Source organism: Pelagicoccus enzymogenes (assembly GCF_014803405.1).
GTDB classification, from domain to species: domain Bacteria; phylum Verrucomicrobiota; class Verrucomicrobiia; order Opitutales; family Opitutaceae; genus Pelagicoccus; species Pelagicoccus enzymogenes.
Genome location: NZ_JACYFG010000007.1, coordinates 137,759 through 162,070, shown reverse-complemented (window position 1 = coordinate 162,070; position 24,312 = coordinate 137,759). Strand labels below are relative to the sequence as shown.

The following is a 24,312-nucleotide window of genomic DNA, read 5'->3' as shown; positions in this document are numbered from 1 at the left end:
GGGCGATTAAGCTTTGGCGCTGGCGAGAGCTACGCAGAAGGAAACGGTCATCACCTTGCGGCCGTCTTCGGTCTGAACGCTGCCGTCGAGAAAGGAAAAGGCGCCTACGCTTTCCTTGTACTTCACCGTAATGAGCAAGGTGTCGTTAGGACGCACGATGCTTTTAAAGCGGGCATTTTCGATCTTCGACAGCACCGGAACCAAACTGGGATCGTTCTTGATCTTGTCCGCGAACAAGCGACTCATGTAGATGGCGCCCGTCTGAAAAACGGCTTCCGAGATGATCACGCCTGGCATGATCGGATTGTTCGGGTAATGCCCTTCGAAAAACGACTCCGTATCCGGTACGTGGCGACGAGCGGTAAGCGAATTTTCCGAAGCCTCCACCACTTCGTCTACGAAGAGAAAGGGAGGACGGTGCGGGATCGCGTTGAGAACTTCTTCAGTGGCCATAGCGGGTATCGGGTTCGTGCGTTACGGGAATTCGGGTTGTATTCAAATTTAAGCGACAGGCTTGCCAGTCGCCGCAGCCTTCATAGCCACGATTTGCTTGTCGACCTTGTTGGAAGTGATCACGCCGTAGTTCATAGAGCCGAGCCAGCCTGACATGATGATGCCCACCGAACCGGCATGATAGAGTCCAGTAACTTGCTCGGGCAGCTCCATGGAGGACTTGAGCCCTTCGAACTTGGTTCCAAAAGAGGTGCCCTCCGGGTGGCGGGTGTAGTGGTTGATGGTGCGGGGAGTGGCCGCTTCCAGATGGTCGATCTTTTCGCGAACGCCAGGGATATACTTCTCCAGCGATACGAGCGACTCCTCGATGAGTCGCTCCTTGTGCTGCTCGTACTCCTCGTCGCTGAGGTTTTCCCAGTCCACCATCTTGGCGTTCAAGGAAGCCACCACGGTATAGCGACCGGTTCCGGGACGCGTCTCCGGGTAATAGACCGAGAAGGTGCGGCTGGTAGTATGCAAGTCGACCAGCTCCTCGCTGCTGAAGACCGGAGCGTCCGAGGTAAAGACCAAGTCTCCGATGTTCGGGATGGTTTCGCCTTCCTTTATGCCCATGTAGACTTGGCAAGAGCTGCTGTTGATACGGACCGCGTTGAGCTCGTCGAGATACTCCTTGGAGAACTTCTCCTCGCCCACCATCTTCTTGACGGTGGTCACGACGTTGGCGTTGGAAACCACCGCCTTGCTGCGAACCGTCATCACGTTGTCCGGCTCGGAGTCGCGGGTACGGCCTTCGATCACCACGCCGGTCACCTGCGGCTTGCCGTCCACCTCTTCCGTCAAGATCTGGCGGACCAACACGTTCTTCTTGAGGGTCGCGCCATTGCGCTCGAGCTCTTCCACCATCTTGCCGATCAACACGTCCGTGCCACCTTGGAAGGTGAAGACTCCCTTGCTCATGAAATTGGAAAAGACGATCCCGTAAGTGATCGCCGGCTCGTCGAGCGTGGAGCCGTTCGCATAGGCAATCGGCTCCAGCAACAAGCGGTGCACGTCCTTGCGGCCGGGGAAAAACTCCTCGAAGAGCTCGCGGGTGGTGCGCTTGTCGTCGTCGTAGAAATTCATCTGGCGCAGGTGCGTGTAGAAGCCTTCCACCTGCTCGCGTTCCAGCTTGAAGTCCTCGACCAAGATGCGGGTGAAATCCTGACGATCGAAAGTGGTCCACACGTCGAACTGCGGATTGATGAAGCGCACGTCCTTGAGCTGGTGGATGGAATCCGCAATTTCCTTGGTCCAGTACTTGCGGCAGGACTTGACCATGCCGTGCGGGAATCCGTGCAGGGAAATGTCGAAGATATGCTTGCCCGGACGCTTGAACCAAGTGGCAAGGCCACCGAATTGGTAGTGGTGCTCCAGCAAAAGGACCTTGTGTCCGCATTTGGCGAGGATGTTGGCGCTGGTCAGTCCACCCAGGCCGCTGCCGATTACGACCACGTCGTACTCCTCCTCTACTCCTTCTAGCCAGTTTTTGCCCATAAGCGGCCAACGAATAGGCCCGCTCCCACGAAATACAACCGAGAAATCGCCCCCTTTTTACCAAAATTCAGATAAATCTCACAGAGCTCGATTCTCTTCCACCTCCCTCTGCGCCACTCGTAAAATTCGAGGCCAAAACTCCCGCGCTGAAGCGCCTCAGCCCAGCTCAGACACCCATCTGGCGCAGCCGTTGCTAAACAGCCCATCCTAATTCTCGCACCGCTTCAACAGGCAAAAAAATCCACCCTAAGAAACCATACATGATCCAAACACTGACAAGCGGAACCCCCACCCAATCAACGGCAAGCTCACAACGCGCCGCCAGCCAAGCTCAAGCCCCGGCCCGCAGCTTCGAGGAGATCGCCGATCAATACTGGTCCAACGAGCAACGCGGCTCCGCCCTCAATTACCTGCGCAGCCTCTCCCGCGACGAGCTGGAGACCGTCGGCGAACAACATCGCTTCGCCCACACTATCCCTACCTTGACCGGCATCTCTAGCGAAGGAGCCAACAACCTGCTTCGCCTCAAGGGCGAAACCATCGACGAGAACCGCGACGGGATCGACGAAGTCGGCGAAGCCCGCACCTTCCGCTTTCCCAACAGCAACACGCCTGAAAACGTGAAAGCCGCCTGGGAAGAGGCCACCGCCGACCTCGGAGAGGGCGAGATGCTCATGACCATGGCCACCTTTCTCCCTTTGCCGCAATTCGAGACTGACGCCGCCGGACGCGTCACCCGCGTCATCAACCCCGGCGATCCCGACTACGTCAACCGCATGGAACAGCCGGACTACTCCTACGCCCGCACGGTGGAAAACAAGCTGCGCGCCCTCGACGATCCCAGCAACCCGCCCAACGACTACCAGTACTACCTGAAGGCCAAGGAATTCTACCAGAACCTGCTCGACAGCTTCCAACGTCACGGCGTGCGCTAGACTCCGACCTCGCCACCGAAAGTAGCGGACCTCGCCAGAATTCCGGCTTCCTCGCTCCCGCGCGAACCGGCTTTTCTGCTTGCGGATCCGAAAACGCGCGCAATTCGTAAGCAAATGGCTAAGACCAAGATCAAATTAGAAACCAACCAGGGAACGATCACCCTGAAGCTTTATCCCGACGTAGCGCCCAAAGCCTGCGAAAACTTCGCCACCCACGTGGAGAACGGTTACTACGACGGCATTATCTTCCACCGCGTCATCCCAGAATTCATGGTACAATGCGGCGACCCGACCGGCACCGGCCGCGGCGGAAAGTCCATCTGGGGCAAGACCTTCGAAGACGAATGCACCCCTGACGTACGTTTCGACAAGACCGGCCTGCTCGCCATGGCCAACGCTGGCCCCGGTACCAACGGCAGCCAGTTCTTCATCACCACCGCCAAGACTCCCTGGCTCAACATGCGCCACACCATCTTCGGCGAAGTGGAAGAAGGCTACGACGTGGTGCAAGCCATCGAGTCCGTCGAGCGCGACGGCATGGACAAGCCCTTCGAAGAGCAAAAAATCGTCAAGGCCACCGTCATCGCCTAGCCGCGATCAAACTTTCCAACGCAAAGCCCGCTTCCCACAAAGGAGCGGGCTTTTTCGTGGCTATCGCGAATCGAAAACGTAGGGCGCGGCGCTTGCGCCGTCCCGCATCGGTGGGATCAATTTTCAGTCGGACAACACAAGACCGGTTCCAACAGAGCCACCTCAATCCCGCTTCTTGGTCAAAGCCAACAAACGGTCCCACTCCTCCAGGTAGCGAATGAAGTGCTTCTTCCCCTTCTCGATCTCGTCGTCGAGCAACTCCCTCACCAAAACCTGCTCCCGCTCGTAGGCCTCCGAACTCAGCAAGCCGGCAAAGTGGGCGATGCGCGCCCACAGCAAATGTGTGGTGATCGCGTCAAACTCGTTGTAGTCCAAAATATCTTGCAGCTTACCCTGTAGCCATAAGTCGGATACGAAGCCGCCTTCCGTGTCCACCTTGCCCGGAATCCCCGAAAGCGTGGCGATCTCGTGCAAGCGAGGAGTCTGCCCCCAGCGTCCCACCATGGGAGCCAGGTCCACGTTGTGGTCCCCGCTGGTAGCGAAGTAATCGACCCCTTCCCACGGCTTGTTCGGACGCTCGCCCATGCCTTGGCTGAAAAGCCCGTGCACGATGGCCCGCTGCACGATGATCGGCACGTCCGCATTGTGGGAATTGTAGCCGACAAGCTGCGGCTTGCGGGAGCCGATGGCCTTGAGCAGCTGCTTCAAGATAGTACGCTCCTTGGCCTTCTCGTCGTCGCCCGCCGTCGCGGGCAAGGTCACCAGCTTGAGCTTCACCTCTTCCGCCACCACTTCGCGCAAGACGCCGGATACCGAAACGATGCGGCAGAGCACCGTCTTGAGATACGGCTGCGGATTCTCCTCCGTCGCCCCGCTTTCCTTCCAAAGCCGCTTCATCGCCTCTTCCGCCCCGTGGGCGCCGCTCGTATCTACTCCGTGGAGCATTTCCGCGCTCAAGGGATCGGGGATCCATTCCAAGTCGAAAGAGAAGAGGCAGGGTTCGATGGTCTTTAACACGGGACGAAATATAGGAGCGCTCTTCGCTCCATGTTAAGTCTTTCTTGCAGAAGCTCCCCAGCTTTCCATCTTGCAAGCCATGCCATTCGAAAAGGAACTCGCCGTTGCCCAAGAAGCCGTCCGCAAAGCGTCCCAACTCTGCTCCGCCGCCCAACGCGGACTCGTCGACGCCGAGAAGCACGACAAAGCCGACAAGTCGCCCGTCACCGTAGCCGACTACGGAGCCCAGGCTCTCGTGCTCTCCACCCTCGCCGCCGCTTTCCCGGGCGACCCCGCCGTAGGTGAAGAAGACTCCAGCGACCTGCGCAAAGCGGAAAACGCGGAGCTCTTTTCTCGCGTCGTAGAATACGCCCAAAAGGTCGATGCCTCGCTCGACGCCGATTCGGTGCTGGCTGCCATCGACCGCGGCAGCCACTCCGGCGGCTCCAGCGGACGCTTCTGGACCCTCGACCCCATCGACGGAACCAAAGGTTTCCTGCGAGGCGAACAATACGCCGTCGCCCTCGCCCTCATCGAAAACGGCGAAGTCCTGCTGGGCGTCCTCGGCTGCCCCAACCTCCCCGTAGATCCGAACAAACCGGAAGGCGAAAAGGGTTGCCTGCTCTTTGCCGTCAAGGGCCAAGGCGCCTTCCAAGCGCCACTCAGCGACCTCTCCGCTGCGACATCGATCTCCACCGACTCCGTAACCGATCCCGCCCAAGCCGTTTTCTGCGAATCCGTGGAATCCGGTCACACCGCCCATGGCCGCTCGGCAAGCATCACCGAAGCCCTCGGAACCGCCGTCGAGCCTTTCCGCATGGACAGCCAGTGCAAGTACGCGGCCGTCTCCCGCGGCCAAGCCTCCGTCTACCTCCGCCTTCCCACCCGCCCCGGCTACGAAGAAAAGATCTGGGATCACGCAGCCGGCTACATCGTGCTTTTGGAAGCGGGCGGAAAAATCGCCGACACCTTCGGCCAACCACTCGACTTCTCCCTCGGCCGCACCCTCAAGAACAACAAAGGCATCGTCGCCACCTCGCCCGCCGTTTTTGAAAGTGTGGTAAAAGCGGTCGTCGCCTCAGCAGAATAGAGCGCCCTTTAAGGCGATAACGATCAAAGCTCCCACCCCTGGGAGCTTTTTTTTGCGAGATAAATCCTCGAGACTCGACAGCCACATTTAGCCGTCCACGGCCTAACGCCGCCCCTGCCCCGAAGCCCCCCCCCCGGAAACAGCCCCCCGCAAGGCCACTCGCCCAGTCGCCGCACAAAGATTACACAACCTTGTGTTTATTTCGCGCAGCGGCCTGCCTGGGTAATCCTCCCCATGAGCTCTGGGTTTTATACCTCTCGAGCAAAGCAAGCTCAAGTTTCACCAAAACCGAACGATCATAGAGTGCCGAACCTAGAAAGCTCGCACTATGAAAGATCGAAAACGAAACTACCTTTCGCGCTCCCGCGTGCGCCCTGCGAGTAAGCTCCGACTGAGCTTGCTCAGTCTGATTGCCTTCGTCTCGTTCGCTGGAGCCAGCGCGAGCCAGGCTCAAACCTTGAGTGAGGCCCTCGACGCGACTTTGGCCCGCTACCCAAAAATCCGCGTCTTGGAGTCGCGCGTGCTTATCGAGCAAAACAAGCTCGACGGAGAACGGGCTGCCCGGCGTCCCCAATTGTCGCTCAGCATGCGCGGCGGAGAAGAGCGCTTCGGCAACGACAAGGGCTTCCAAGTCTATGGCGAAACTGGCAACGCCTCCCTGCAAGGCAAGCAATTGCTTTTCGACGGCGGCAACACCCGCCATCGCATCAGCGAGGCCCAAGCCAATCTGCGTACCAGCGAGGAATCGCTACGCAAGGTGCGCGAGGACCTGGCTCTGGAACTCACCCTGACCTACGTCAACGTCATCAAGTACACCCGCTTGGTAAACCTCGCGGAGCAAAGCGTTTACCTCCACGAAGACGCGCTGGAAAAGATACGGGAAAAGTTCGAAGCCGGGGCGGGTCCCAAGGCCGACGTCATCTTGGTCAACGCCCGTCTCGCCATGGCGAAGGCTAGCCTGGAAGCGCGCAATCGCCAACTGAAGATCGCCAACAACACCTTCTTAAAGCTTACCGGAACCTATCCCGACCGACTGCAAGAGCCCGCGTTCCCAGAGTGGGCCCTTCCCGAGTCCATCGACGAAGTTTCCTTCCGAGCCAACCCCAGCGTGCGTACCGCGCACTCCGAGCTGCAGGCCACTTACTCTCGCCGCAAGGTCGCGGAGAGCGCCTTCCGCCCTAAACTGAATTTCGTGGTCGAGGGCGACGCCGCCGAGTCAGACCGTTACGAGAAGCTGCAAGAGGACGCCATGGCTCTCGTAACCTTGTCCTACAATATCTTCGATGGTGGACGGCGACGGGCTGAAATCAATCGAGCCAATTCCCAAATCAGCGAAGCGGACTTCAAGCTGCAAGACAGCCTCATCGAAGCGGAAACCGCTTTCGCCAATGCTTGGAACGAGCTCACATCCACCAACGAACGTATCTACCTTCTGGAGACGCACCGCGATGCGATGGAGTCGGTCGTCTCCGCCTACCACGAACAGTTCGAGCTCGGCAAGCGCCCGCTCATCAACCTGCTCGACGTGGAGAACGAACTTTCTTCCGCCCGAGCATCCGTCGAAGAGGAACGCCTCAACCGCTTGCAAGCCGCCTACCGACTCCTCTCCGCTATGGGAGAACTCACAGCCTCTATTAAATAAACCTCACCCAAAAAACAGAGAATCCAACAGAATGGGCGCCAACACAGAGAATAAAGTATCCAAAGGTAAACTACGCGTACTTATCGTAGAGGACTCCAAGATCGAGGCCAAGTTCACCGCCAATCTTCTCAAGAAGAACGGATACGAGGTTACCAGCCAACGAGTGGAAACCCGGGAGGACATGAAGCACCAACTCGACGAGTACGAGTGGGACATCGTCATTTCCGACTACCAAATGCCCGAGTTTGACGGCATGCAGGCCCTGCAGCTCTTCCAAGCCTACGATCTCGACATCCCTTTCATTCTGGTATCCGGAAAGATTGGGGAGGAAAGCGCCGTGGACCTCATGAAGATGGGCGCTCAGGACTACATCATGAAGGGCAACACGGCCCGCTTGCTGCCCGCCATCGAGTCCCACCTCAAAGACGCAGCCAACCGCCGCGAAAAGACTCAGCTCGAAAGCAAGCTGCGCGAGAGCGAGGCCCAGTACCGCGGCTTCTTCGAAAACGCCGCCATCGGCATCTTCCGCTGCGACGCGAACAGCAACCTTCTCGACGTAAACAACTTCCTCGCCAGCGCCCTTGGTTTCGAATCCCGCCAAGACTGTATCAGCGTGCGTGAGACGCTCGTTCCTGAAGTCTACGACCACCAAACCCATCAGGCAGCCACCGTAGACCTCGCCGACCAAGCCGAGCAAGGAGGCCGCTTCGAAGCCCTCTTCCACCGGCAGGACGGCACCGTCATGGAGGCCATTATCAACGTCTGGGCGATCGAAGATGAAAACAGCGACAGCGTTTACCTCGAGGGAACCATCGAAGACGTGACCGAGCAAAGAGAGATGGAGCGCAAACTCCGCGAGATGGAGCAACTCCACGAATCCCTAATCGACCTGACCAGCAATCTCTAATGATCTCCGACAAAAAGAACACGAGGCTCGCGCCTTCGGTTCGCAAGCCGTCACCCAAGCCGCGATTCGACGCCGCAAAGCCAGAGGCTAAGGCGCCTCCGCCGGCCGTCGAGCCACGCGTATTCGACGATCCATTACTCGACTGCCTTATCGTCATCGGCAAGATGCACGATCGCCAGCTTTCCGGGGATGTGCTTACCGCAGGGCTGCCCCTCGTCGACAACCGGCTCACCCCTCGCCTCTTTATCCGCGCCGCTGAAAGCGCCAACTTCTCTGCCCGCCTCGTTAAGCGCCAGCTCGCGGAAATTCCCCAACTTGTCTTCCCCTGCGTCCTCCTGCTCAAGGACAACCGCTGCGCCGTACTCGTCGGCCGCCAGAAAGACGCCTTCTCCGTCGTCTTGCCCGAAACCGGATCCGGCCAAGTGACGCTGGAAAAGTCGAAGTTGGAATCCGAATACATCGGTACCTCCATCTTCGTAAAGCCGGAGTTCGCCTTCGACGCCCGCGCCGACGAGTCGGAAAGCGCCGTCAAATCCAAGAACTGGTTCTGGGGCACTCTCTGGAAATACCGCCGCGTCTACCAAAGCGTGCTCCTAGCCGCCGTCTTCATCAACCTCTTCGCCGTCGCCGGATCGATGTTCGTCATGAACGTCTACGATCGCGTCATTCCCAACAACGCCATCGACACCCTCTGGGTCCTCGCCAGCGGCGTCACCCTGGTCTACGGCTTCGACTTCCTGCTTAAGATCCTGCGCAGCTCCCTCATAGACAAGGCCGGCAAAAATGCCGACGTATTGCTCTCCAGCTTCATCTTCCAGCGGGTGCTCGGTATCAAGATGGAGCACAAGCCCGCTTCCGCCGGCAGCTTCGCCAACCAAGTAAAAGGCTACGAAAGCCTGCGCGAGTTCTTCACTTCCGCGACGATGGCCACGCTCATCGACCTGCCATTTGTCGTGCTCTTCATCGGTTTCATGTATTTCATGGCAGGCTGGGTCGCCTTCATACCAGCCGCCGGCATCCTGCTTATTTTGGCAATCGGAGCGATCCTGCACATACCGCTCAGACGAGCTGCCGAAGTAGCCCAGGGTTCCTCGGCGCAGAAGCATGCCCTGCTCGTGGAGGCCATCGGTGGTTTCGAAGCCATCCGAGGACTCTCCGCAGCGGGCATCTTCCAGCGCCGAATGGAAAATTTCCTCGGCAGCTCCGCCAAGAGCGAAGTCGCCTCCCGCCGCATCTCGGCCACCGCAACGAACTTCACCGTTCTCGTAACCCAGATGGTTTCCGTAGTCATCGTGGTCGCATCCGTTTACCGGATACGAGAAGGCGAGATGAGCATGGGAGCCCTCATTGCCTGCACCATCCTCAGCGGACGGGCCATGGGCCCTATCGGTCAAGTCGCCGCCTTGCTCTCTCGCATGCAGCAGTCGCTCGTTTCCCTCAAGGGACTGAACGAAATCATCGCCCTGCCGCAAGAGCGCGAAGCCGGCCGCAACTACGTTCGCAAAAACGATTTCCGCCCAAGCATCGAATTCAAGGAAGTCAGCTTCTCCTACTCCGAAGACGCTGAACCCGCCGTCAAGAACGCCAGCTTCACGATCGAGCCGGGAGAAAAGGTTGCCATCCTCGGTCGGGTGGGTTCCGGCAAGAGCACCTTGCTGCGCCTCATCCTCGGCTTCTACCAGCCGACCTCCGGAATGATCCTGGTCAACGGTACCGACATCCGCCAGCTCGACCCCGCTGAGCTGCGACGCCGCCTCGGCTACATCGCCCAGGACAACAACCTCTTCTTCGGCTCCCTCAAGGAAAACATTCTCATGGGCGCCCCTTGGGCCGACGAGGAGGACCTCCTCACCGCATCCAAGCTCTCCGGCGTCGAGCGCTACGCTTCCCGCCACCCCATGGGCTACGACATGCAGATCGGCGAACGCGGCGAACGCCTATCCGGCGGCCAACGCCAAGCCATCAACATTGCCCGCGCCATCATCGCGAAGCCACCCGTACTGGTGATGGACGAGCCCACCAGCGCCATGGACGCCAATGCGGAACGCGAGTTCATCGCCGCCATGGACTCCTACGGCAACGATGGAGGCCGCACCCTCGTCCTCTCAACCCACAAGCCTTCCATGCTCAAGCTGGCCGACCGCATCATCGTGATGGACCAAGGACGCGTCGCCGCCAACGGACCGAAGGCCGAAGTCATGCGTCAACTCTCAGGCGGAGCCGGAAGAAACTAATGCCCGATCCCATGAACACGCCAGAATCAACCGATACTCGCCCCACGCCCAAGGCCGAGAGCGCAAAAGCGACGACTCCCGCAGACGCGGCAGATCCGAAAGCCGAGCCCACTCCAGAGCCCCAAGCTGCAGATGCCACGCCCCCCCCGCCTGCGGAGACCAAAAAGGAAAGTCCCGTGAAGCCAAAGAAGGGCGACCTCGATTTCGTGGCCGACACCAAAGCGGCCTTCCTCGAAAACCGTAGCCCGCTCGCCAGCCTGCTCCTCTTTACCATCGTCGGTATCATAAGCGCCTTCGTCTACTGGGCCAGCACCTCTCAAGTGAACGAAGTCACCCGCGGACAAGGCAAGGTCGTACCCACCGACTTCCTACAGGTCGTGCAAAGCCTCGAAGGCGGCATCCTCGCCGAACTCAAGGTCGCCGCCGGCGATACCGTAGAAAAAGGCCAGAGCCTGCTCCGCATCGACAGCACCGCCTTCTCCGCAGCCCGTAGCGAAAGCGCCGCCCAGCGAGACAATCTCATGGCCAGCATCGCTCGCTTGGAAGCCGAAGCTCAGGCACGCGAAACCATCGACTTCCCAGCATATATCGAGGAAAACCGTCCCGACCTGGCCGAGAGCGAGCGCAGCCTTTTCCTAAGCCGCCGGGAAAACCTGGCCGGTTCCGTCGCCCACCTAAGCAAGAGCCTTGAACTCAAACGCCAAGAACTCGCCATCACCGTGCCGCTTGCCGAGAAAGGCATCGTTTCCCAGGTCGAGCTCCTACGTCTCCAGTCCGCCGTGAACGATACCGAGAGCGAACTCAGACGTATCCAATCCGACTATACAAAGGAAGTTCTCAGCCAACGGAACGAAGCCCGAGCCAAGCTCGAGCAAATCGAGAAAGGCATGCTCGCCTACGAAGACAAAATACGGCGAACCGACGTCATCTCTCCCGTCAACGGTACGGTCAACAAGGTCAACTTCAACACCATCGGCGGCGTCATCCGTTCCGGCGAGCCCATCGTGGAAATCGTCCCCCAAGAGAGCGACCTCATCGTGGAAGCCAACGTCCTACCCAAGGACATCGGCTTCATCCACCCCGGCCAAGAAGCCACCGTCAAGCTCACCGCCTACGACTTTTCCATCTATGGAGGCCTCAAGGGCACCGTAGAGCACATCAGCGCCGACAGCTTCACCGACGAACGGGGCGACAGCTACTACACCATCCGCGTACGCACCGGAGAACGCTCCCTAAAAACCTCGCAGCAAGAGTTCAAGATCATCCCCGGCATGCAGGTCGAAGTCGATATTCTCACTGGCAAGAAGACCGTACTCGACTATATCTTCAAGCCCCTTCTACGGGCCAAGATGAACGCTCTCACCGAGCGCTAAACTCGAAGGAGAGACGCAACCTTTTTGTAGGAAGCGGCCTTGCGCCGCGATCTCGCATCGGCAATCGCGGATCCAGCTCCTTCACGCAAAGCCACAATCCGACAAAACCGGGGGCAGCTTTACTGTGCCACGGCAAAGCCAGCTCGTCTCCATGGGGACAGGTGCCCTCTCTCTTCACCCCAAGAGCGCCCGCCCCAAGGCAGCCAAGAAGCAGCCAATGAGGTAGCTCCCGCTCGGCCACCGGCCCCATGCACCCGACCGACCCACCCCTTCGGCAAGCGCGGCAGACAATCCCGTTCATGCGATGCTCAAGTAAAGGCTAGCCCGAGAGTCCGTGTCGCATATCGCACAAGCCAGTACTGCTACCCTGTACCGAGGCGACACCGACTCCCCCTAAGTCATTGACAGACGGCCCCAGTCTAAGCATTTTCGCCGAACCCCACATCGCACAACCCCAGAAATCATCCCGACAGATTTGTCGCATAATAATACCATTATCGAAAGAAAATGAAAGTCGCAACAAAGCTGTATCTGACCGTAGGTGCACTGGTCATTTGCTTTCTACTCATGCTCTATCGAACAACTCGCGGTCCACTGGTGAGCTCCTCGTCACACTGGCCAGGGATCATACATCTTCTCGTTTTCGTCGGTCTCCTTGTACCCTATGCCATTCTCTTCATAAGGAGATCGAAGGAAAAGAAACTACCAATTTGGCTGTCATACTTGCTACTTCTCATGCCCATCGTCTGCTTTGGCTTAGCTTTTCTCGGACTCTTAGGGCAGTCTGGCTTATTTTTACTTTCTCCCCTCGGTTTCGCTGCATTTTTGCTTCTACAGAAAAATAAAGGGGCTAACTCGACAGTCGAGCGGTGCTCGGGGTGCGCATTGGCCGCGTTGCTAATTTCGGCATTCATAGCGCACGAGAACGGGTATAAGCTTTATGGTTACACGTACCTGTATCGAAAGCCTCCTCCGGGAGATAGCGACTGGATCAAGGTAAACGAGATCACATCCACGAGTCTCAAGTTGGAGAGTTACGACTCTGTTGCATTCACAGAAAATAGCATTCCATCCTTCGCATTTGACTACCCACAGACAGATCTGGCTGTAATCATGTTTCAGGTTCCGATAGATGACCTTTACGTAAGAAAAGATGGCTCAGGTGAATGGCAGGCTAGATACGGTAACTTCATGCTCCACACGAATCCCCATTTTCTGCCAGGGCGTTTGTATGGATACTACGAGAGTTCGGTTGATTCGGCATTTTACGACGCTAACTTTTATGCACTGAAAAACAAAGCATGGATGGATATAAACAGACGATTGGCTCTACTGGAAAAGTACTAAAACAAGCAGAACAGTCGCTTCAGGCAACAAGCGCAAGCGCTCGCTGCCTGACCTATATCGGCGTCCTGAGAAAAGAAGTGAAGAATCATCTAATTGCTATCTCTACCATTCTAACACTCACATTGGTTCCACATGTTGATGCGAGCAAAAGAATCGCCTTCTCGCTTATAGAGCAACAAGGCGAAGAAACAATTTTCTTGATGGTTACAGAACAAATCGACGACTACTACATGCACGTCGGCATTGGGCATGGCGAGCCTCCGATTAAGCTAACAGAAGAAGAGTTTAGCCTACTCAGATACAAACTTCTCGGGATGGACATCTCAGCCTACGAGTCAAATATCCCACCAGATTTCGAGAAGAATTACGCTATTATCCTGAGGAACGATTATGGAGGTGAAGGCGATTCAGGTACGACTTACTCGGTCCCTAAAGATGAAACACCGAAGAAGATCAAAGAATGGATCTCACTGATGAAGAAGATATCCGGTATCCAAAAAACAAATAGATCGAATTAGGTAACTCACGCAACTCAGGCCCGCTCCGCTAGCCTGAACCTGTAGCACCAAACGAAAGTCGTTCGAACGCGCAATCGATCCTGACTCCTCATTCCCATGTCCCAGAGACCACCCTCCCCAGCGACCCGCGAGTACTTCTCATCGCTGCCGCCTAACATTCGCGGCAAGGTTCTTGAGCTGCGCGAGCTGGTTCTGGAGGTTGGGAGAAGAATCGAACCGATCGGTGGCGTCGAGGAATCCTTAAAATGGGGCGAACCGAGCTACTGCACGATAGCGGGCAGTCCCATACGGATCGGATGGAAAGCGAATCGTCCGGACCGCTACGGACTCTACTTCCACTGCCAGACGAAGCTAGTGGAAACCTTCCGCGAATTGTTCCCTCACCGCTTGTCCTTCGAAGGCAAGCGCGCGATCCTCTTCGAGAAGGACGCAATCGTTCCAGACAAAGAGCTTAGACAATGCATCGAAATGGCCTTCACCTACCACCGCATAAAAAAACTGCCGCTGCTAGGGCGTCAAGTGGCCTCACTCCGCTAGTGGTTCGACTGCTAGCATACCATTACAACTGAGCAGCTATCCAAACCACCTAACCATGGAAGAAAATCCAAGAGCCAAAGCCGCAATCCTGGAGGCCGTGAGGGAGCAGATATCCTCGCCCGAGTCGCCGTATGTGGGCGAGCACTACAAGAGGCTCCTAGATAGCGGCCACGACGAGCAGGAGGTCTTGGAATTGCTCGGCTCGGTGCTGGCTGCGGAAATGTGGGAAATCAGCGTGCAGGGGCGCGCGTTCAACGAAGCCCAATATATCGATCGACTGGCGCAGCTCCCGGACACCAGCTGGATGGACGAAGCGTGAGTCGATCGATCTGCCCCGCCAAGTCGGACACCGCCCCCCTAGCCGCGATGCAGGAGATCTGCTAAGACTTAGACTTCTTTTTCTTCTTACCCTTCTTCGCCTTGCCGGAATCCTTCTTCCCGGACTTCTTGCCTTTAGCCTTGCCGGAGTCTTTCGGCTTCTTGCCCTTGCGCTTGTCACCGCCCTTGGACTTCTTCTCGGCTTTCGCCTTTTTGCCGGACTTGGCTTTCTTGCCGGACTTCCCCTTCTTCGACTTCTTAGTCTTTCCCTTCTTGGGAGTTTCTTCTGAAATGGGGGCTTCGACCGCTGCCGTTCGCTTTTTCGCCGCGACCTTCTTCACCTTTGGAGCGGCGGGAGCGAGCGCTTTGGCGGCTTCGATCAAGCGAGCGGCCCGAGCAGGCCCCACGCCCGACACCACGCACAGTGCCGCAGCATCCGCGGAGGCCACTTTTTCGATGCTGGAAAATCCATTCTCCGCCAAAGCCTCCGCCAATTGGGGGCCGACACCTGTGATTTGCGTCAATTGAGTATTCATAATAATCGTACAGCTACAGTCTTTAAAATCGTCCGACACGCGTAATAAAAAGCTCTCTAAGTTATTAGTCAACAAGAGCCGCAGGCAAGAGCTGGCATAGCTCAAAGCTCGACAGCTCTCCGCAAATAGACGATCTCTGCTAAGCAAGGACTCCAACCAACCCCATGAAACTTGAAGCAAGAAGCAAAAAGCTGATAAACGCCTGCGTCATCGCCTTCCTAGGCTGGGCGGTCGCTGGCATACTACTCAACTCCAAGCAACTCGACTCCGTTACGGTCACCCTTCGCCCCGGGGCGACCGAACACAAGGATAGGACCATACTCATTGTCGGCAAGAACGACGAAGCAGCGGACTACCAACTAAAAGTCCGTTCGCAAAGCGCTTGGATCGACCTTGGGACCTATGCAAATCGCCCCATCGGCGACGGCCTTACTTTCTTCCCTAGCGACAGCTACCCGACTCGCACCATCCAGGAGGTGCTTCTCCTCGACCATGACAAACTAGAAAGCGATACCCTCGAGCAAGGACCTCTCGAAGATAGCAAGTATCAAGGTAGCAACTACGAATTCAGCATTCAGTCCAGCTTCAGCTTACAGGCTGGCTTCCACTGGTTCTTTGCTACGCCAGTGGGCATCGCGATCCTTGGAGGAATCGGCATCGCCATCTTCCTAACGGTATTGTCGAACTTGAACTTCTGATCGCCTTCCCTCCTCGCAAAACACGCTTCCAAGCGCCTCACCCATGGACATCCTCCATCAAAAACCGGATCCCTCCCATACTCACGAAGCCAGCCTCGGCCCCTACAAGATCGAATCGCTAATCCCTCTCGAGCAAGAGGGAAACCTGACCGCTTACCGAGTCCGTATCGAAGCTCATCAAGTGACCAACGAGAGCTACCACAAGCGGGCCGAGGAATGCTATTACGTAATTGCCGGCTCAGGCGTCGCCACTCTTGACGGCAAGGAATACCGCTTGGCCGCCGGCGACTTTATTCGCTTGCCGCCCGGAACCCGACATCGCTTTTCAACTGGGGAGGACGGTCTCACCCTGCTCGACATCCACTCTCCGGGATCCCGTCCAAACAAGGACGTCTACTTTACGGACGAAACCCCAAGCGGTTTTGAAAGCAAGGGAGCCTGAACACGGAGCTCGTTTAAGCAGGCAATCTCCCGCCAGCCGACGGCGACGCGACGAAGCCAACTAGCAAGCAAGAAAAAGGAAACCAACGAAACGATGAGATACATGATAAAAGAAAAGTTCTGGTCCTGGGGTGACGACTTTCACATCAGCGACGAGAACGGTAACCCCGTCTTCTTGGTAGACGGCCAAGCCTTCTCCTGGGGAGACAAGCTTTCTCTCCGAGACCTGCAAGGCAAGGAGCTCGCTTTCATCGACCAGAAGCTGCTCACTTTCATGCCGAAGTACGAGATCTATCGAAATGGCCAACTTTTCGCCGAGGTCCGCAAGGAGTTCAATTGGTTCAACAAGAAGTTCACCTTGGATGTACCCGGCCCCAACGACTACACCATCGAAGGCTCATTCTGGGCCCACGACTTTTGCTTTCTCCGCTCCGGAAGAATTGTCGCCACCGTCAGCAAGGCAATCTGGTCCTGGACCGACACCTACGGCATCGAAATCGAAGAGGGCGAAGACGATATCTCCATCCTCAGCGCCTGCATCGTGATCGACCAAGTTCTGCACGACGAAAAGAACCACAGCAGCTTCTAAGCAAATCGCCCATCCAAGTTGGGACAAATTCCTTTTGGCTTGTCGCATCAAGGTGGATCGGCTTCTCCGAAGACGATTTTCAGGAGGGCTGAATCAATAATCGCCTTCGAAGAAGCAGCGCCACCCTAAGTCTGCTTTTTGCCAATAGCTCCCTTCCGGAAATCGAAATTTAGACACGCTCCGAGGCCCAAGGGAACGACACTCGAGACATTTGGACAAAACAAAAGCCCGCCAGAGCTAAGCTCTGCGCGGGCCTCTTTGATAGCAGGAGTACCCCTACTCCTATGTCGCTATCGTGTATGTTTTATACCCCAAAAAATCTGTGACGAAGCTTGGCTTCGTATCGGTTGTGCCTCTCGGTTGGCCGATGGAAGAACTATACGACATTTCGGCTATAAACGGAAATACTTCGTTCCACTAGCCTCTATAGGATATACCTATAGCAATAGACTAAAATCCGTATTCCTTTTTCCTACAACGCTTTGCGTATTTCGCATTGCCAACATTCGGCGAACTTCCCCCACGGTTTTTCCTCGTTTTTTCCGAAAAGAGGAGCGAGAACCCTCGGAAAAAGCCGCCCTTCGAGCATCTTTTCATCCACCGTGGAGACCTAAAGACAAGCCCCCCCTGATTTGCGTCGACTCCTGGCGACGTGTCATGCGTCAAAGGCAGCTCTGAGCTTTAGGAAGCCAGCGCTACGGCGCATGCGACATTCACCCCGTGACAGGACTCTCGTTGCGGCTCACCGCTGGAACGACATCTCGCGGGAGCAGCTTCTTTTCGCCCGTCTCGTCCACACAGACATAGCTGATGTGCGTCGCAAAGATTTCCTCGTGCTCTCCTGACGCCTTTTCCCGAGTCACCGCCACGGAATACCGGACCGAGCTTTTTCCTCGATCCGCCAGCAAACTGCGAAACCTGAGAATCTCGCCAGAACGAACTCGCTTGCGAAACTGCAGCTGGTCCATCGCAACCGTCACGAACAACTGGTTCGGAAAATCCGCGCAGGCCGCAATGTAGGCATACTCATCCACCCACTTGAGCATATTTCCTCCGAAGAGGAATCCGTGGTGATTCAAGTGTCCGGGGTGCACGAGCTTGTAGTTGTCCATCCAATACTTCCTCTCAATAGCCGGAGCAATGAAACTCGAGCTCTGGAACCAATGGAGACGCCAGCTCCAAGGTGCTGAAAAAGTGTCTTACGTAGAGGGCCACCCCATCCTTGTGCTCATCCGTCACGATCACATGGGAATCGGCTTTCAGGGAAACGATACTGGTCGCCTCCGAGCCGATCTTCTCTCGAATCAATTCAACTCCGGTCGCATCCACTACTGGGTCATGCCTCGCCTGCACAATCAGGCAGGGGCATTTAACCTCCGGCAACGACCTCTCGCATTGCGAAATGAGCAAGCCTAGCTGACGCACACCCTTTACATAGTTTCGCGTGTAATTGATTTCTGGATTCGCAGGAAGGTTTTCCACGTATTCAAGCTTCCCCATTCCGATGTGCAAATTCTGCAGCATGCCATTCCAGATGTCTGCCGCACCCGCTAGGCCCGCTCGGTGGTCCTTCAGTCTAAAGGCCGGATTGATAGCAACGACTCCCGCCAACTGCTCCCCTAGTTGAGACGCCTTCAACAATGCCAGCAAGCCGCCCATCGAAAACCCGACGAGATAGACGGTATCGTGCAAACAAGACATTCTGACATAGGCAGCATGAACCGACAACAACCAGTCTTTCCAGCGCGTCTCCGAAAGATTACGCGGAGCGGTTCCATGTCCCTCGATTCTCATTCCATAACAGTGATAGCCCTGCTCGCAAAGCGATTCACCCAAGTAACGCATCTCCTTCGGAGCTGCCATGTATCCATGTATCAACAACACGCCCGCCCGCGTTTTCCCGTCTTGCGGCACCAAGTCGAAAGGCTCGCCCACTTGGAGCGACTTCGACAAGTCGGCGTTGAAGTACTCGCGATAGGCAGACTCGTATTGCTCTTGCTGCTCCACCCTCATCGCTTCAGCCAATTGGCAACGCAAGCGGCCTTCCGTGTAACTTAGGTTTCGCCTCAGCACCTCAACGCATTCGACCAATGGCTCGAACTCGTTGGCGATCACTTTTGTCGTCAGGCGCAAGCGAATGTCATGGAATGAAATCGTCTCCTCGAAACGACCGCGCTCAATCCAATAGAAATCTCCCTGATCCTCTAGCACCCCTTCCCTTACGCTCTCCGTCACGATACTCTCCAACGCTTTGCAGTTCTTTCCCGAACACACTTTCACGCAGGTCTTGTACAGCTTGGGGTGCATGCGGCACATACCTTCCCGCCTCATTTCAACAACGGTCAACAACAGGGCTCGATGGAAGTATCGCTTGAGCACTCGGTTCTCCCGCAGCAACTGCAATCCACCGCAAAAGAGATGGTCGAAGCTCACCTCCACCGCCCGGTAAATTTCCTTCATGAACGCTCGCGTGAGTTGCTCTCGTTGCGATCGCACCGTTTGGTCCAGCAGATGGCTCTCTCCTTGAATGTGGGCCAAGAGCCTAGGAACAAATCCGCGCGGCGCCAAAAACGCTTTCAATGGCAGAGGAGCGCAAAAGTGTATCTTCATGTCTGTCTTGCTGAGAAGGATACGCCCTTCCACCTGCAGCTCCTCCTCCAGTCGTTCCGGCAGTTCCGAAAAGAGCGTGCGCGCCAGCTGCGACACCAAATTCTGCTGAGGCCGTATCGGATAGTAAGTGATGTTCACCGGCAGCACCACCAGCTCCTGCCGCGACACATCGTCTGGGCCCGAGAAGTGATACTTTTCCTCGTAAGCATGCATCGTCTCGCCATCGCCTTCCTCGTAGGCACGCAAGTAGCGCAGCCGATGCGACTCAGCTTGCAAGGCCAATACCGCCGCCCCCGTGCGCGGAGGGCCACGATACTCCGGCGAATCGATGATGAAGCTGCCGTGGTCCAAAAACTTCTTGTTCTTCACCATCGTTCCCTCCGGGTAGATCACCCAGTTCTTTCGGCCGGTCATCAGATCCCCGACGATCAAGTTGTCCCGCTCCAGCTCCTTGGTGGAGACCGCGCCCAAGCGAGAAATATAGCGCCCCAGAAAGCCGGTAAACAAGCTGTGGTGGGCAAGGGTCCTCGCGCTCTCCTCCCGCAATTTGTAGAGCAGGTAAGGAATGATAAAAGTCTCCGCTCGCGTGAAGTGGTTCGCCACGTACAAAGTCGGATGAGCGCTGAGATTTTCCAGCCCATCCACCCTTAGCCGAATTCCCAAGGTGCGTTCCAGCACATCCATCACCGTGCCGGTCGCCTTCCATGTCAGCCGCGAACGCATTCCCACGTCCCTCGGCTTTTCGAAAGGAAAACAGCGGCAGCGCTTGCCAACATCCCTTGGCTCCGGCTCCTTGGGGCGACTGGCCTCGTTCGACTGGAAATAACGACTCAGCATCGATCTCGGTACGCGTTGGGTTCAGATTCTACGATGCCATCCTCCAGCCAGGTGAATTCGTCCTCGAGCACCCGTTTGGCCAATGCGTTTCCGCTACGGTCGGCGTTTCGCTTCAAGCCGCGATAGTGCTCTTCGATTCGCAAGCGCGATTGCCTTGCAAACAGCTTCGCCAGATCCATGGGAGACTTGTCCGTGGGGTGCCGCTCAAGCAAACCGTTCGCGTAACTGCAGGTGGTCGCGATGGCAAATAGCTCGGTCCCGATTTCCATCAGGTGCCCCAATATGTTCTGACGCTTTTCCAAGCGATCCTGATACAAGCCCATGAAGTGGAAGATGGTACGTGCCAAGCGATGGGCAGCCGCCTCCACATACCTGAACTCGGAGGCAAGGTCTCCCCCCTCCTGGTGGCTGTGCCAAACGCTACCGTTTACCCACTGACGCGGGTACCAGCCACTGTAGTATGCGGCCACCCCCACGCCCGCTCGAAACTTCTCAGAAATCGGCACGTGATGCTTGAGCAACCCGGCCGCCACCCGAAGATGAGGATCCATCGCTTCGCGAGCGAGAAACAGCTTCATCACTTCCGTAGTGCCTTCAATGATACGGTTAATGCGACACTCGCGCATCATACGCTCCACCGGAAATCCTGGTTCCCCGCGAGCCCGGAGCGAGGAGGCCTTTTCGTAACCCCGGCCTCCCCGCAGTTGCATAGTATCGTCGACGATCTTCCATGCCATTTCGCTGCAGAACAGCTTAGCCATAGCGGCTTCTATCCGGATATCCTTATCGCCTTGGTCAGCCCAATGCGAAGTCAGCAAAGTGATGGCTTCCATGGCCAAAGTATTGGCCGCAATCGACGCGATCTTGGTGCGGCCCGCTTCATGCATTCCCACAGCGGAGCCCCATTGCTTGCGATGCTTTCCCCAACGGCGGGCGATCGACAGACATTGCTTCGCCATGCCCGTGCATGCAGCCGGCAAGGTGAGACGGCCGGTATTCAAGGTAACCAGTGCCAGTTTCAGTCCCTTGCCCTCGCCCAATAAAATATTCTCCCTCGGGACCTTCACCTTGTCGAAACGTAGCAAGCCATTTTGGATACCGCGAATTCCCATGAAGTCGCAGCGATGCATCACCTCCACCCCTGCCCACTTCGTTTCGACAATGAAGGCAGTGATCTGCTTGCGCTCTTTTCCCCTCACCGTCTTGGACGGCGTCTGAGCCATGACCACTATGACATCGGCAATCGTGCCGTTGGTGCACCAGAGCTTGGTACCGCTCAACAGGAAATGCTCCCCATCCTCCGTCGGCTCCGCTACCGTCGACATCTGAGCGGGATCAGAGCCCACGTCGGGCTCCGTCAATGCAAAGGCTGAAATCGCACCCTTGCGAAAGAGCGGCAGGTACTTCCGCTTCTGCGCCTCCGTGCCAAAGAGCTTCAGAGGCTGTGGCACTCCAATCGACTGATGGGCAGAAACCAGAACCGCCGTGCTGCCACAGTGCGAGGCAATCATCATCATCACCCGGTTGTAGTTCACTTGGGACAAGCCTAAGCCATCATACTTCTCCGGTATTTTCATGGCGAATACACCCAGACGCATCATTTCCTCGATCACTTCTGGCGGGATGGTTCGCGTCTCGTCCACCTCTTCCGGATCCAAGCGATCCACCAAGTAGTCAGCCAACTTGCGCACCAATTGGCTGCCCTTCTCCCTTTCCAAGTCGTCCTGGAAAGGAAAGGGCGTCAGCAGCTCCGGCTCGAATTCGCCCATGAACAGCTTGCTCGCAAAGCTTGGCTTCTCTCCTTTGGCTTCCCGAGCCGACTCCGCCACTTCCAAGGCCTCCCGCTGCTGCCGATTCATTCGCGAGGTATCGATTAACATCTCCTCGTCGGAGCCCGATTCCCTTCCATCCACTTCCTTGATATCCTTCATGTTGCTTTCTCAATTAACATTCACTCAATGGCTCGAGCTCGTCTCGTAGAAACGACGTCCCGTCCGCTCCATCTCCAGCAGCAAGCCCGAAGGCTCGTAGCGTTCTCCAAATTTCTTCTGCAAGGCCTCCAAGGACCGGCAGATATCGCTCAGTCCGCGTTCGTCCGCATAGCGCAGAGGACCGCCCCGGAAGGGCGGAAAGCCCGTCCCCATGATCATCGCCATGTCCAGATACTCTGGCGTGTGCACGATGTCTTCCTCTAAGCAACGGGCCGCCTCGTTCACCATGCAAAGCAATGCTCGGTCAACGATCTCATCCGTATCCAAATCATGGTGATCCACGTGAAGCCGTTCCTGAACTGCTCTGGCCAAATCCCCAATCGCCTTTTCATTCGGGATGCGCTCCTTACCTTTGTGCAAATAAAAGCCCTTGCCGTCCTTTTTTCCGAGCAGATGCCCTTCCTCGTAGACCGCTTTCATGATGTCCGCCACCCGCATGCGCTTGCCATAAGCTTTTTCCAGTATCAGCGCCACCTTGAGGCCCACATCGATTCCAACCTCGTCTGCCAAGGCGAAAGGTCCCATCGGCAAGCCAAAGTCCTCTAGGACCTTGTCGATGCGTTCCATCGACGTTCCCTCCTGCAGCATGTACGCCGACTCGTTGAGGTAAGGGATCAAGATGCGGTTCACCAGGAATCCCGAGCAATTGTTCACCACGATCGGGGTCTTGCCCAGACGTCGCGTCAGATCGATGACCTTGGCTACCGCCTCCTGCGAGGATCTCGGACCCGCAATCACCTCCACCAAGGGCATGCGATTGACCGGATTGAAAAAGTGCATGCCAACCAAACGTTCCGGATGCACGAGGCCTTCGCCGAGATCGACGAGGGACAGCGAAGAAGTGTTCGTAGCGATCACCGCGTTCGCCGGTATCCGTTTCTCAACGTCGCGGAGCACCTTGCGCTTCACTTCCAGATCCTCCACGACAGCCTCGATCACCAGATCTACATTACGAAATCCCGTATAGTCGACCGTTCCTGAAATGCGATGCATCTTAAGGTTCACTTCCCGCTGACGCATCTTACGCCGCTTTACCAACTGGCCATAATAGCTGTTCGCTTCCGCAAACCCGGCAGCAATGGCATCCCACTTGATATCCTTCATGCGCACGGGAATATCCTTGGAGCTGAGCAGCCAAGCGATCCCTCCGCCCATCACGCCAGCCCCTAGCACCGCAGCGCTGCGAATAGGAGCAGGATGCAGGGTATCGCCAATTCCCGCGTCCTTTTTCAGTGACTCGTTCGTATAGAAAAGCTGCACCAGATTCTTGCTTACATGAGTAACGCAGAGCTTGGAAAACTCTTTCGCTTCGCAGGCGAAGCCTGCCGCCCCTTTGCGGCCATAGGTTTTCTTCACCACTTCCAATGCCGCCTCGGGGGCTGGATATTTGCCTTTGGTTCGACGCTCGAGATTTTGGCGAGCTTTGCGATAAACGAGCCACCTCCCCAAGGGGGTCCCGCTCAAGAAGCGATCCGCCAGCCCTCCCTTTCTCTTGGAACGCCGCGCCATGGAAGGATTCAACAGCAACTCCTGCACGAAGGCTTGCACTCCTTCCTCGACGAACTCGTGAGCCAACAAACGATGCGCCAAGCCCATCTTCACCGCTTTCTTACCGTTGACGGAACGCCCCGACAAGATCAGCTCCAAGGCACGCGGCAATCCCAGCAAACGAGGAAGCCGTTGCGTGCCGCCCCAACCCGGGATGATTCCCAAAGATACCTCCGGCAGTCCAAGCTTGGTTTTCGGACTATCGCTTACCAAGCGAAAACGACAGGCCAAGGCGCATTCCAAACCGCCGCCTACGCACGCCCCATCAATCACCGCAACCGTCGGAAACGGCAGCTCCTCCAAGCGTTCGAAAACCGCCTGACCAAAACGAGCCTTCGTTTCCCCATCCTTCTCGTCCTTGATCTTGGCCAGCTCGCCGATATCCGCCCCAGCGATAAATATTCCTGGCTTAGAGCTTTCGAGCAGCAGTACCTTGATGTCAGGATGTTTGGATACTACATCCAGCATATCCAAAAACTGCTTCATTACTGGATGGGAGAACTTGTTCACTTTTTCGCCAGGCAAATCAAAAACCAAGCGAGCCACTCCCCTGTCATCTACCTTTAATTCAAATGCGTCTCTTTTCAT

At 56.6% G+C, this 24,312-nt stretch carries 22 protein-coding genes; 14 read left to right on the top strand and 8 right to left on the bottom strand.

Features of this window, described 5'->3' with window-relative positions:
* Window positions 1–6 precede the first annotated feature (6 nt).
* Together IEN85_RS06660 and IEN85_RS06655 are read right to left on the bottom strand one after the other, a co-directional pair.
* Complete coding sequence (locus IEN85_RS06660; protein WP_191616304.1) at window positions 7–453, bottom strand: 3-hydroxyacyl-ACP dehydratase FabZ family protein; 447 nt, start codon at window positions 451–453, stop codon at window positions 7–9.
* Between the two features lie 48 nt (window positions 454–501).
* Window positions 502–1,986: a phytoene desaturase family protein gene (locus IEN85_RS06655; RefSeq protein ID WP_191616303.1), complete on the bottom strand. Its 1,485-nt coding sequence runs from the start codon at window positions 1,984–1,986 to the stop codon at window positions 502–504.
* A gap of 260 nt (window positions 1,987–2,246) precedes the next feature.
* On the opposite strand from IEN85_RS06655, the gene IEN85_RS06650 reads away from it, so the two are divergent.
* Together IEN85_RS06650 and IEN85_RS06645 are read left to right on the top strand one after the other, a co-directional pair.
* Window positions 2,247–2,921, top strand: coding sequence for a hypothetical protein (locus IEN85_RS06650; protein WP_191616302.1), 675 nt, complete (start codon window positions 2,247–2,249; stop codon window positions 2,919–2,921).
* A 114-nt stretch (window positions 2,922–3,035) separates the two neighbouring features.
* Entirely contained in the window at window positions 3,036–3,512 is a 477-nt protein-coding gene (locus tag IEN85_RS06645) for a peptidylprolyl isomerase (RefSeq protein WP_191616301.1), read from the top strand.
* Window positions 3,513–3,674: 162 nt separating this feature from the next.
* On the opposite strand, the gene IEN85_RS06640 is transcribed toward IEN85_RS06645, so the two are convergent.
* Window positions 3,675–4,529 (bottom strand): hypothetical protein, encoded by an 855-nt coding sequence (locus tag IEN85_RS06640; RefSeq protein ID WP_318186588.1) that lies wholly within the window; start codon window positions 4,527–4,529, stop codon window positions 3,675–3,677.
* A 79-nt stretch (window positions 4,530–4,608) separates the two neighbouring features.
* Here IEN85_RS06640 and IEN85_RS06635 point away from each other — a divergent pair, with 79 nt between their 5' ends.
* From IEN85_RS06635 to IEN85_RS06595, 9 genes are all read left to right on the top strand, one after another.
* Complete coding sequence (locus tag IEN85_RS06635; RefSeq protein ID WP_191616300.1) at window positions 4,609–5,598, top strand: 3'(2'),5'-bisphosphate nucleotidase; 990 nt, start codon at window positions 4,609–4,611, stop codon at window positions 5,596–5,598.
* A 328-nt stretch (window positions 5,599–5,926) separates the two neighbouring features.
* Complete coding sequence (locus tag IEN85_RS06630; protein WP_191616299.1) at window positions 5,927–7,240, top strand: TolC family protein; 1,314 nt, start codon at window positions 5,927–5,929, stop codon at window positions 7,238–7,240.
* A 31-nt stretch (window positions 7,241–7,271) separates the two neighbouring features.
* Entirely contained in the window at window positions 7,272–8,147 is an 876-nt protein-coding gene (locus IEN85_RS06625) for a PAS domain-containing response regulator (RefSeq protein WP_191616298.1), read from the top strand.
* A complete protein-coding gene (locus tag IEN85_RS06620; protein WP_191616297.1) occupies window positions 8,147–10,381 on the top strand; it encodes a type I secretion system permease/ATPase in 2,235 nt (744 codons plus the stop codon). The genes IEN85_RS06625 and IEN85_RS06620 overlap by 1 nt, the downstream gene beginning before the upstream one ends.
* An 11-nt stretch (window positions 10,382–10,392) precedes the next feature.
* A complete protein-coding gene (locus IEN85_RS06615) occupies window positions 10,393–11,754 on the top strand; it encodes an HlyD family type I secretion periplasmic adaptor subunit (RefSeq protein WP_191616296.1) in 1,362 nt (453 codons plus the stop codon).
* A gap of 507 nt (window positions 11,755–12,261) precedes the next feature.
* On the top strand, window positions 12,262–13,101 hold the full coding sequence (locus IEN85_RS06610; RefSeq protein ID WP_191616295.1) for a hypothetical protein: 840 nt from the start codon (window positions 12,262–12,264) through the stop codon (window positions 13,099–13,101).
* Window positions 13,056–13,619: a hypothetical protein gene (locus IEN85_RS06605; RefSeq protein WP_191616294.1), complete on the top strand. Its 564-nt coding sequence runs from the start codon at window positions 13,056–13,058 to the stop codon at window positions 13,617–13,619. The genes IEN85_RS06610 and IEN85_RS06605 overlap by 46 nt, the downstream gene beginning before the upstream one ends.
* A gap of 96 nt (window positions 13,620–13,715) precedes the next feature.
* Entirely contained in the window at window positions 13,716–14,156 is a 441-nt protein-coding gene (locus IEN85_RS06600; protein WP_191616293.1) for a DUF1801 domain-containing protein, read from the top strand.
* A gap of 55 nt (window positions 14,157–14,211) precedes the next feature.
* Complete coding sequence (locus tag IEN85_RS06595) at window positions 14,212–14,475, top strand: DUF1841 family protein (protein WP_191616292.1); 264 nt, start codon at window positions 14,212–14,214, stop codon at window positions 14,473–14,475.
* Between the two features lie 61 nt (window positions 14,476–14,536).
* Here IEN85_RS06595 and IEN85_RS06590 read toward each other — a convergent pair whose 3' ends face one another.
* Window positions 14,537–15,010, bottom strand: coding sequence for a helix-hairpin-helix domain-containing protein (locus IEN85_RS06590; RefSeq protein WP_191616291.1), 474 nt, complete (start codon window positions 15,008–15,010; stop codon window positions 14,537–14,539).
* A gap of 164 nt (window positions 15,011–15,174) precedes the next feature.
* On the opposite strand from IEN85_RS06590, the gene IEN85_RS06585 reads away from it, so the two are divergent.
* The 3 genes from IEN85_RS06585 (at window position 15,175) to IEN85_RS06575 (ending at window position 16,738) form a co-directional block, all read left to right on the top strand.
* Window positions 15,175–15,708 (top strand): hypothetical protein, encoded by a 534-nt coding sequence (locus tag IEN85_RS06585; RefSeq protein WP_191616290.1) that lies wholly within the window; start codon window positions 15,175–15,177, stop codon window positions 15,706–15,708.
* 43 nt (window positions 15,709–15,751) lie between these two features.
* Window positions 15,752–16,150: a cupin domain-containing protein gene (locus IEN85_RS06580; RefSeq protein WP_191616289.1), complete on the top strand. Its 399-nt coding sequence runs from the start codon at window positions 15,752–15,754 to the stop codon at window positions 16,148–16,150.
* 102 nt (window positions 16,151–16,252) lie between these two features.
* Entirely contained in the window at window positions 16,253–16,738 is a 486-nt protein-coding gene (locus IEN85_RS06575; RefSeq protein ID WP_224772490.1) for an LURP-one-related/scramblase family protein, read from the top strand.
* A 713-nt stretch (window positions 16,739–17,451) separates the two neighbouring features.
* On the opposite strand, the gene IEN85_RS06570 is transcribed toward IEN85_RS06575, so the two are convergent.
* From IEN85_RS06570 to IEN85_RS06555, 4 genes are read right to left on the bottom strand one after another with little or no spacing between them, the layout of a single operon-like run.
* The gene (locus IEN85_RS06570) at window positions 17,452–17,850 is read right to left on the bottom strand and encodes an acyl-CoA thioesterase (protein WP_191616287.1); all 399 of its coding nucleotides are present in this window, start codon (window positions 17,848–17,850) and stop codon (window positions 17,452–17,454) included.
* A gap of 13 nt (window positions 17,851–17,863) precedes the next feature.
* Window positions 17,864–20,185 (bottom strand): alpha/beta fold hydrolase, encoded by a 2,322-nt coding sequence (locus tag IEN85_RS06565; protein WP_191616286.1) that lies wholly within the window; start codon window positions 20,183–20,185, stop codon window positions 17,864–17,866.
* Complete coding sequence (locus IEN85_RS06560) at window positions 20,179–22,116, bottom strand: acyl-CoA dehydrogenase family protein (RefSeq protein WP_224772489.1); 1,938 nt, start codon at window positions 22,114–22,116, stop codon at window positions 20,179–20,181. The genes IEN85_RS06565 and IEN85_RS06560 overlap by 7 nt, the downstream gene beginning before the upstream one ends.
* Before the next feature lie 24 nt (window positions 22,117–22,140).
* A complete protein-coding gene (locus IEN85_RS06555) occupies window positions 22,141–24,312 on the bottom strand; it encodes a 3-hydroxyacyl-CoA dehydrogenase NAD-binding domain-containing protein (protein WP_191616285.1) in 2,172 nt (723 codons plus the stop codon).

Excerpts from the sequence above, each read along its gene's own strand:
- IEN85_RS06610 (WP_191616295.1), top strand. The coding sequence starts at position 12,262 with ATGAAAGTCGCAACAAAGCTGTATCTGACCGTAGGTGCACTGGTCATT.
- IEN85_RS06600 (WP_191616293.1), top strand. The coding sequence starts at position 13,716 with ATGTCCCAGAGACCACCCTCCCCAGCGACCCGCGAGTACTTCTCATCG.
- IEN85_RS06585 (WP_191616290.1), top strand. The coding sequence starts at position 15,175 with ATGAAACTTGAAGCAAGAAGCAAAAAGCTGATAAACGCCTGCGTCATC.
- IEN85_RS06650 (WP_191616302.1), top strand. The coding sequence starts at position 2,247 with ATGATCCAAACACTGACAAGCGGAACCCCCACCCAATCAACGGCAAGC.
- IEN85_RS06575 (WP_224772490.1), top strand. The coding sequence starts at position 16,253 with ATGATAAAAGAAAAGTTCTGGTCCTGGGGTGACGACTTTCACATCAGC.
- IEN85_RS06560 (WP_224772489.1), bottom strand. The coding sequence starts at position 22,116 with ATGAAGGATATCAAGGAAGTGGATGGAAGGGAATCGGGCTCCGACGAG.
- IEN85_RS06660 (WP_191616304.1), bottom strand. The coding sequence starts at position 453 with ATGGCCACTGAAGAAGTTCTCAACGCGATCCCGCACCGTCCTCCCTTT.
- IEN85_RS06655 (WP_191616303.1), bottom strand. The coding sequence starts at position 1,986 with ATGGGCAAAAACTGGCTAGAAGGAGTAGAGGAGGAGTACGACGTGGTC.
- IEN85_RS06595 (WP_191616292.1), top strand. The coding sequence starts at position 14,212 with ATGGAAGAAAATCCAAGAGCCAAAGCCGCAATCCTGGAGGCCGTGAGG.
- IEN85_RS06565 (WP_191616286.1), bottom strand. The coding sequence starts at position 20,185 with ATGCTGAGTCGTTATTTCCAGTCGAACGAGGCCAGTCGCCCCAAGGAG.
- IEN85_RS06555 (WP_191616285.1), bottom strand. The coding sequence starts at position 24,312 with ATGAAAAGAGACGCATTTGAATTAAAGGTAGATGACAGGGGAGTGGCT.
- IEN85_RS06625 (WP_191616298.1), top strand. The coding sequence starts at position 7,272 with ATGGGCGCCAACACAGAGAATAAAGTATCCAAAGGTAAACTACGCGTA.
- IEN85_RS06615 (WP_191616296.1), top strand. The coding sequence starts at position 10,393 with ATGAACACGCCAGAATCAACCGATACTCGCCCCACGCCCAAGGCCGAG.
- IEN85_RS06635 (WP_191616300.1), top strand. The coding sequence starts at position 4,609 with ATGCCATTCGAAAAGGAACTCGCCGTTGCCCAAGAAGCCGTCCGCAAA.
- IEN85_RS06620 (WP_191616297.1), top strand. The coding sequence starts at position 8,147 with ATGATCTCCGACAAAAAGAACACGAGGCTCGCGCCTTCGGTTCGCAAG.
- IEN85_RS06580 (WP_191616289.1), top strand. The coding sequence starts at position 15,752 with ATGGACATCCTCCATCAAAAACCGGATCCCTCCCATACTCACGAAGCC.
- IEN85_RS06590 (WP_191616291.1), bottom strand. The coding sequence starts at position 15,010 with ATGAATACTCAATTGACGCAAATCACAGGTGTCGGCCCCCAATTGGCG.
- IEN85_RS06570 (WP_191616287.1), bottom strand. The coding sequence starts at position 17,850 with ATGGACAACTACAAGCTCGTGCACCCCGGACACTTGAATCACCACGGA.
- IEN85_RS06630 (WP_191616299.1), top strand. The coding sequence starts at position 5,927 with ATGAAAGATCGAAAACGAAACTACCTTTCGCGCTCCCGCGTGCGCCCT.
- IEN85_RS06645 (WP_191616301.1), top strand. The coding sequence starts at position 3,036 with ATGGCTAAGACCAAGATCAAATTAGAAACCAACCAGGGAACGATCACC.
- IEN85_RS06605 (WP_191616294.1), top strand. The coding sequence starts at position 13,056 with ATGGATGGATATAAACAGACGATTGGCTCTACTGGAAAAGTACTAAAA.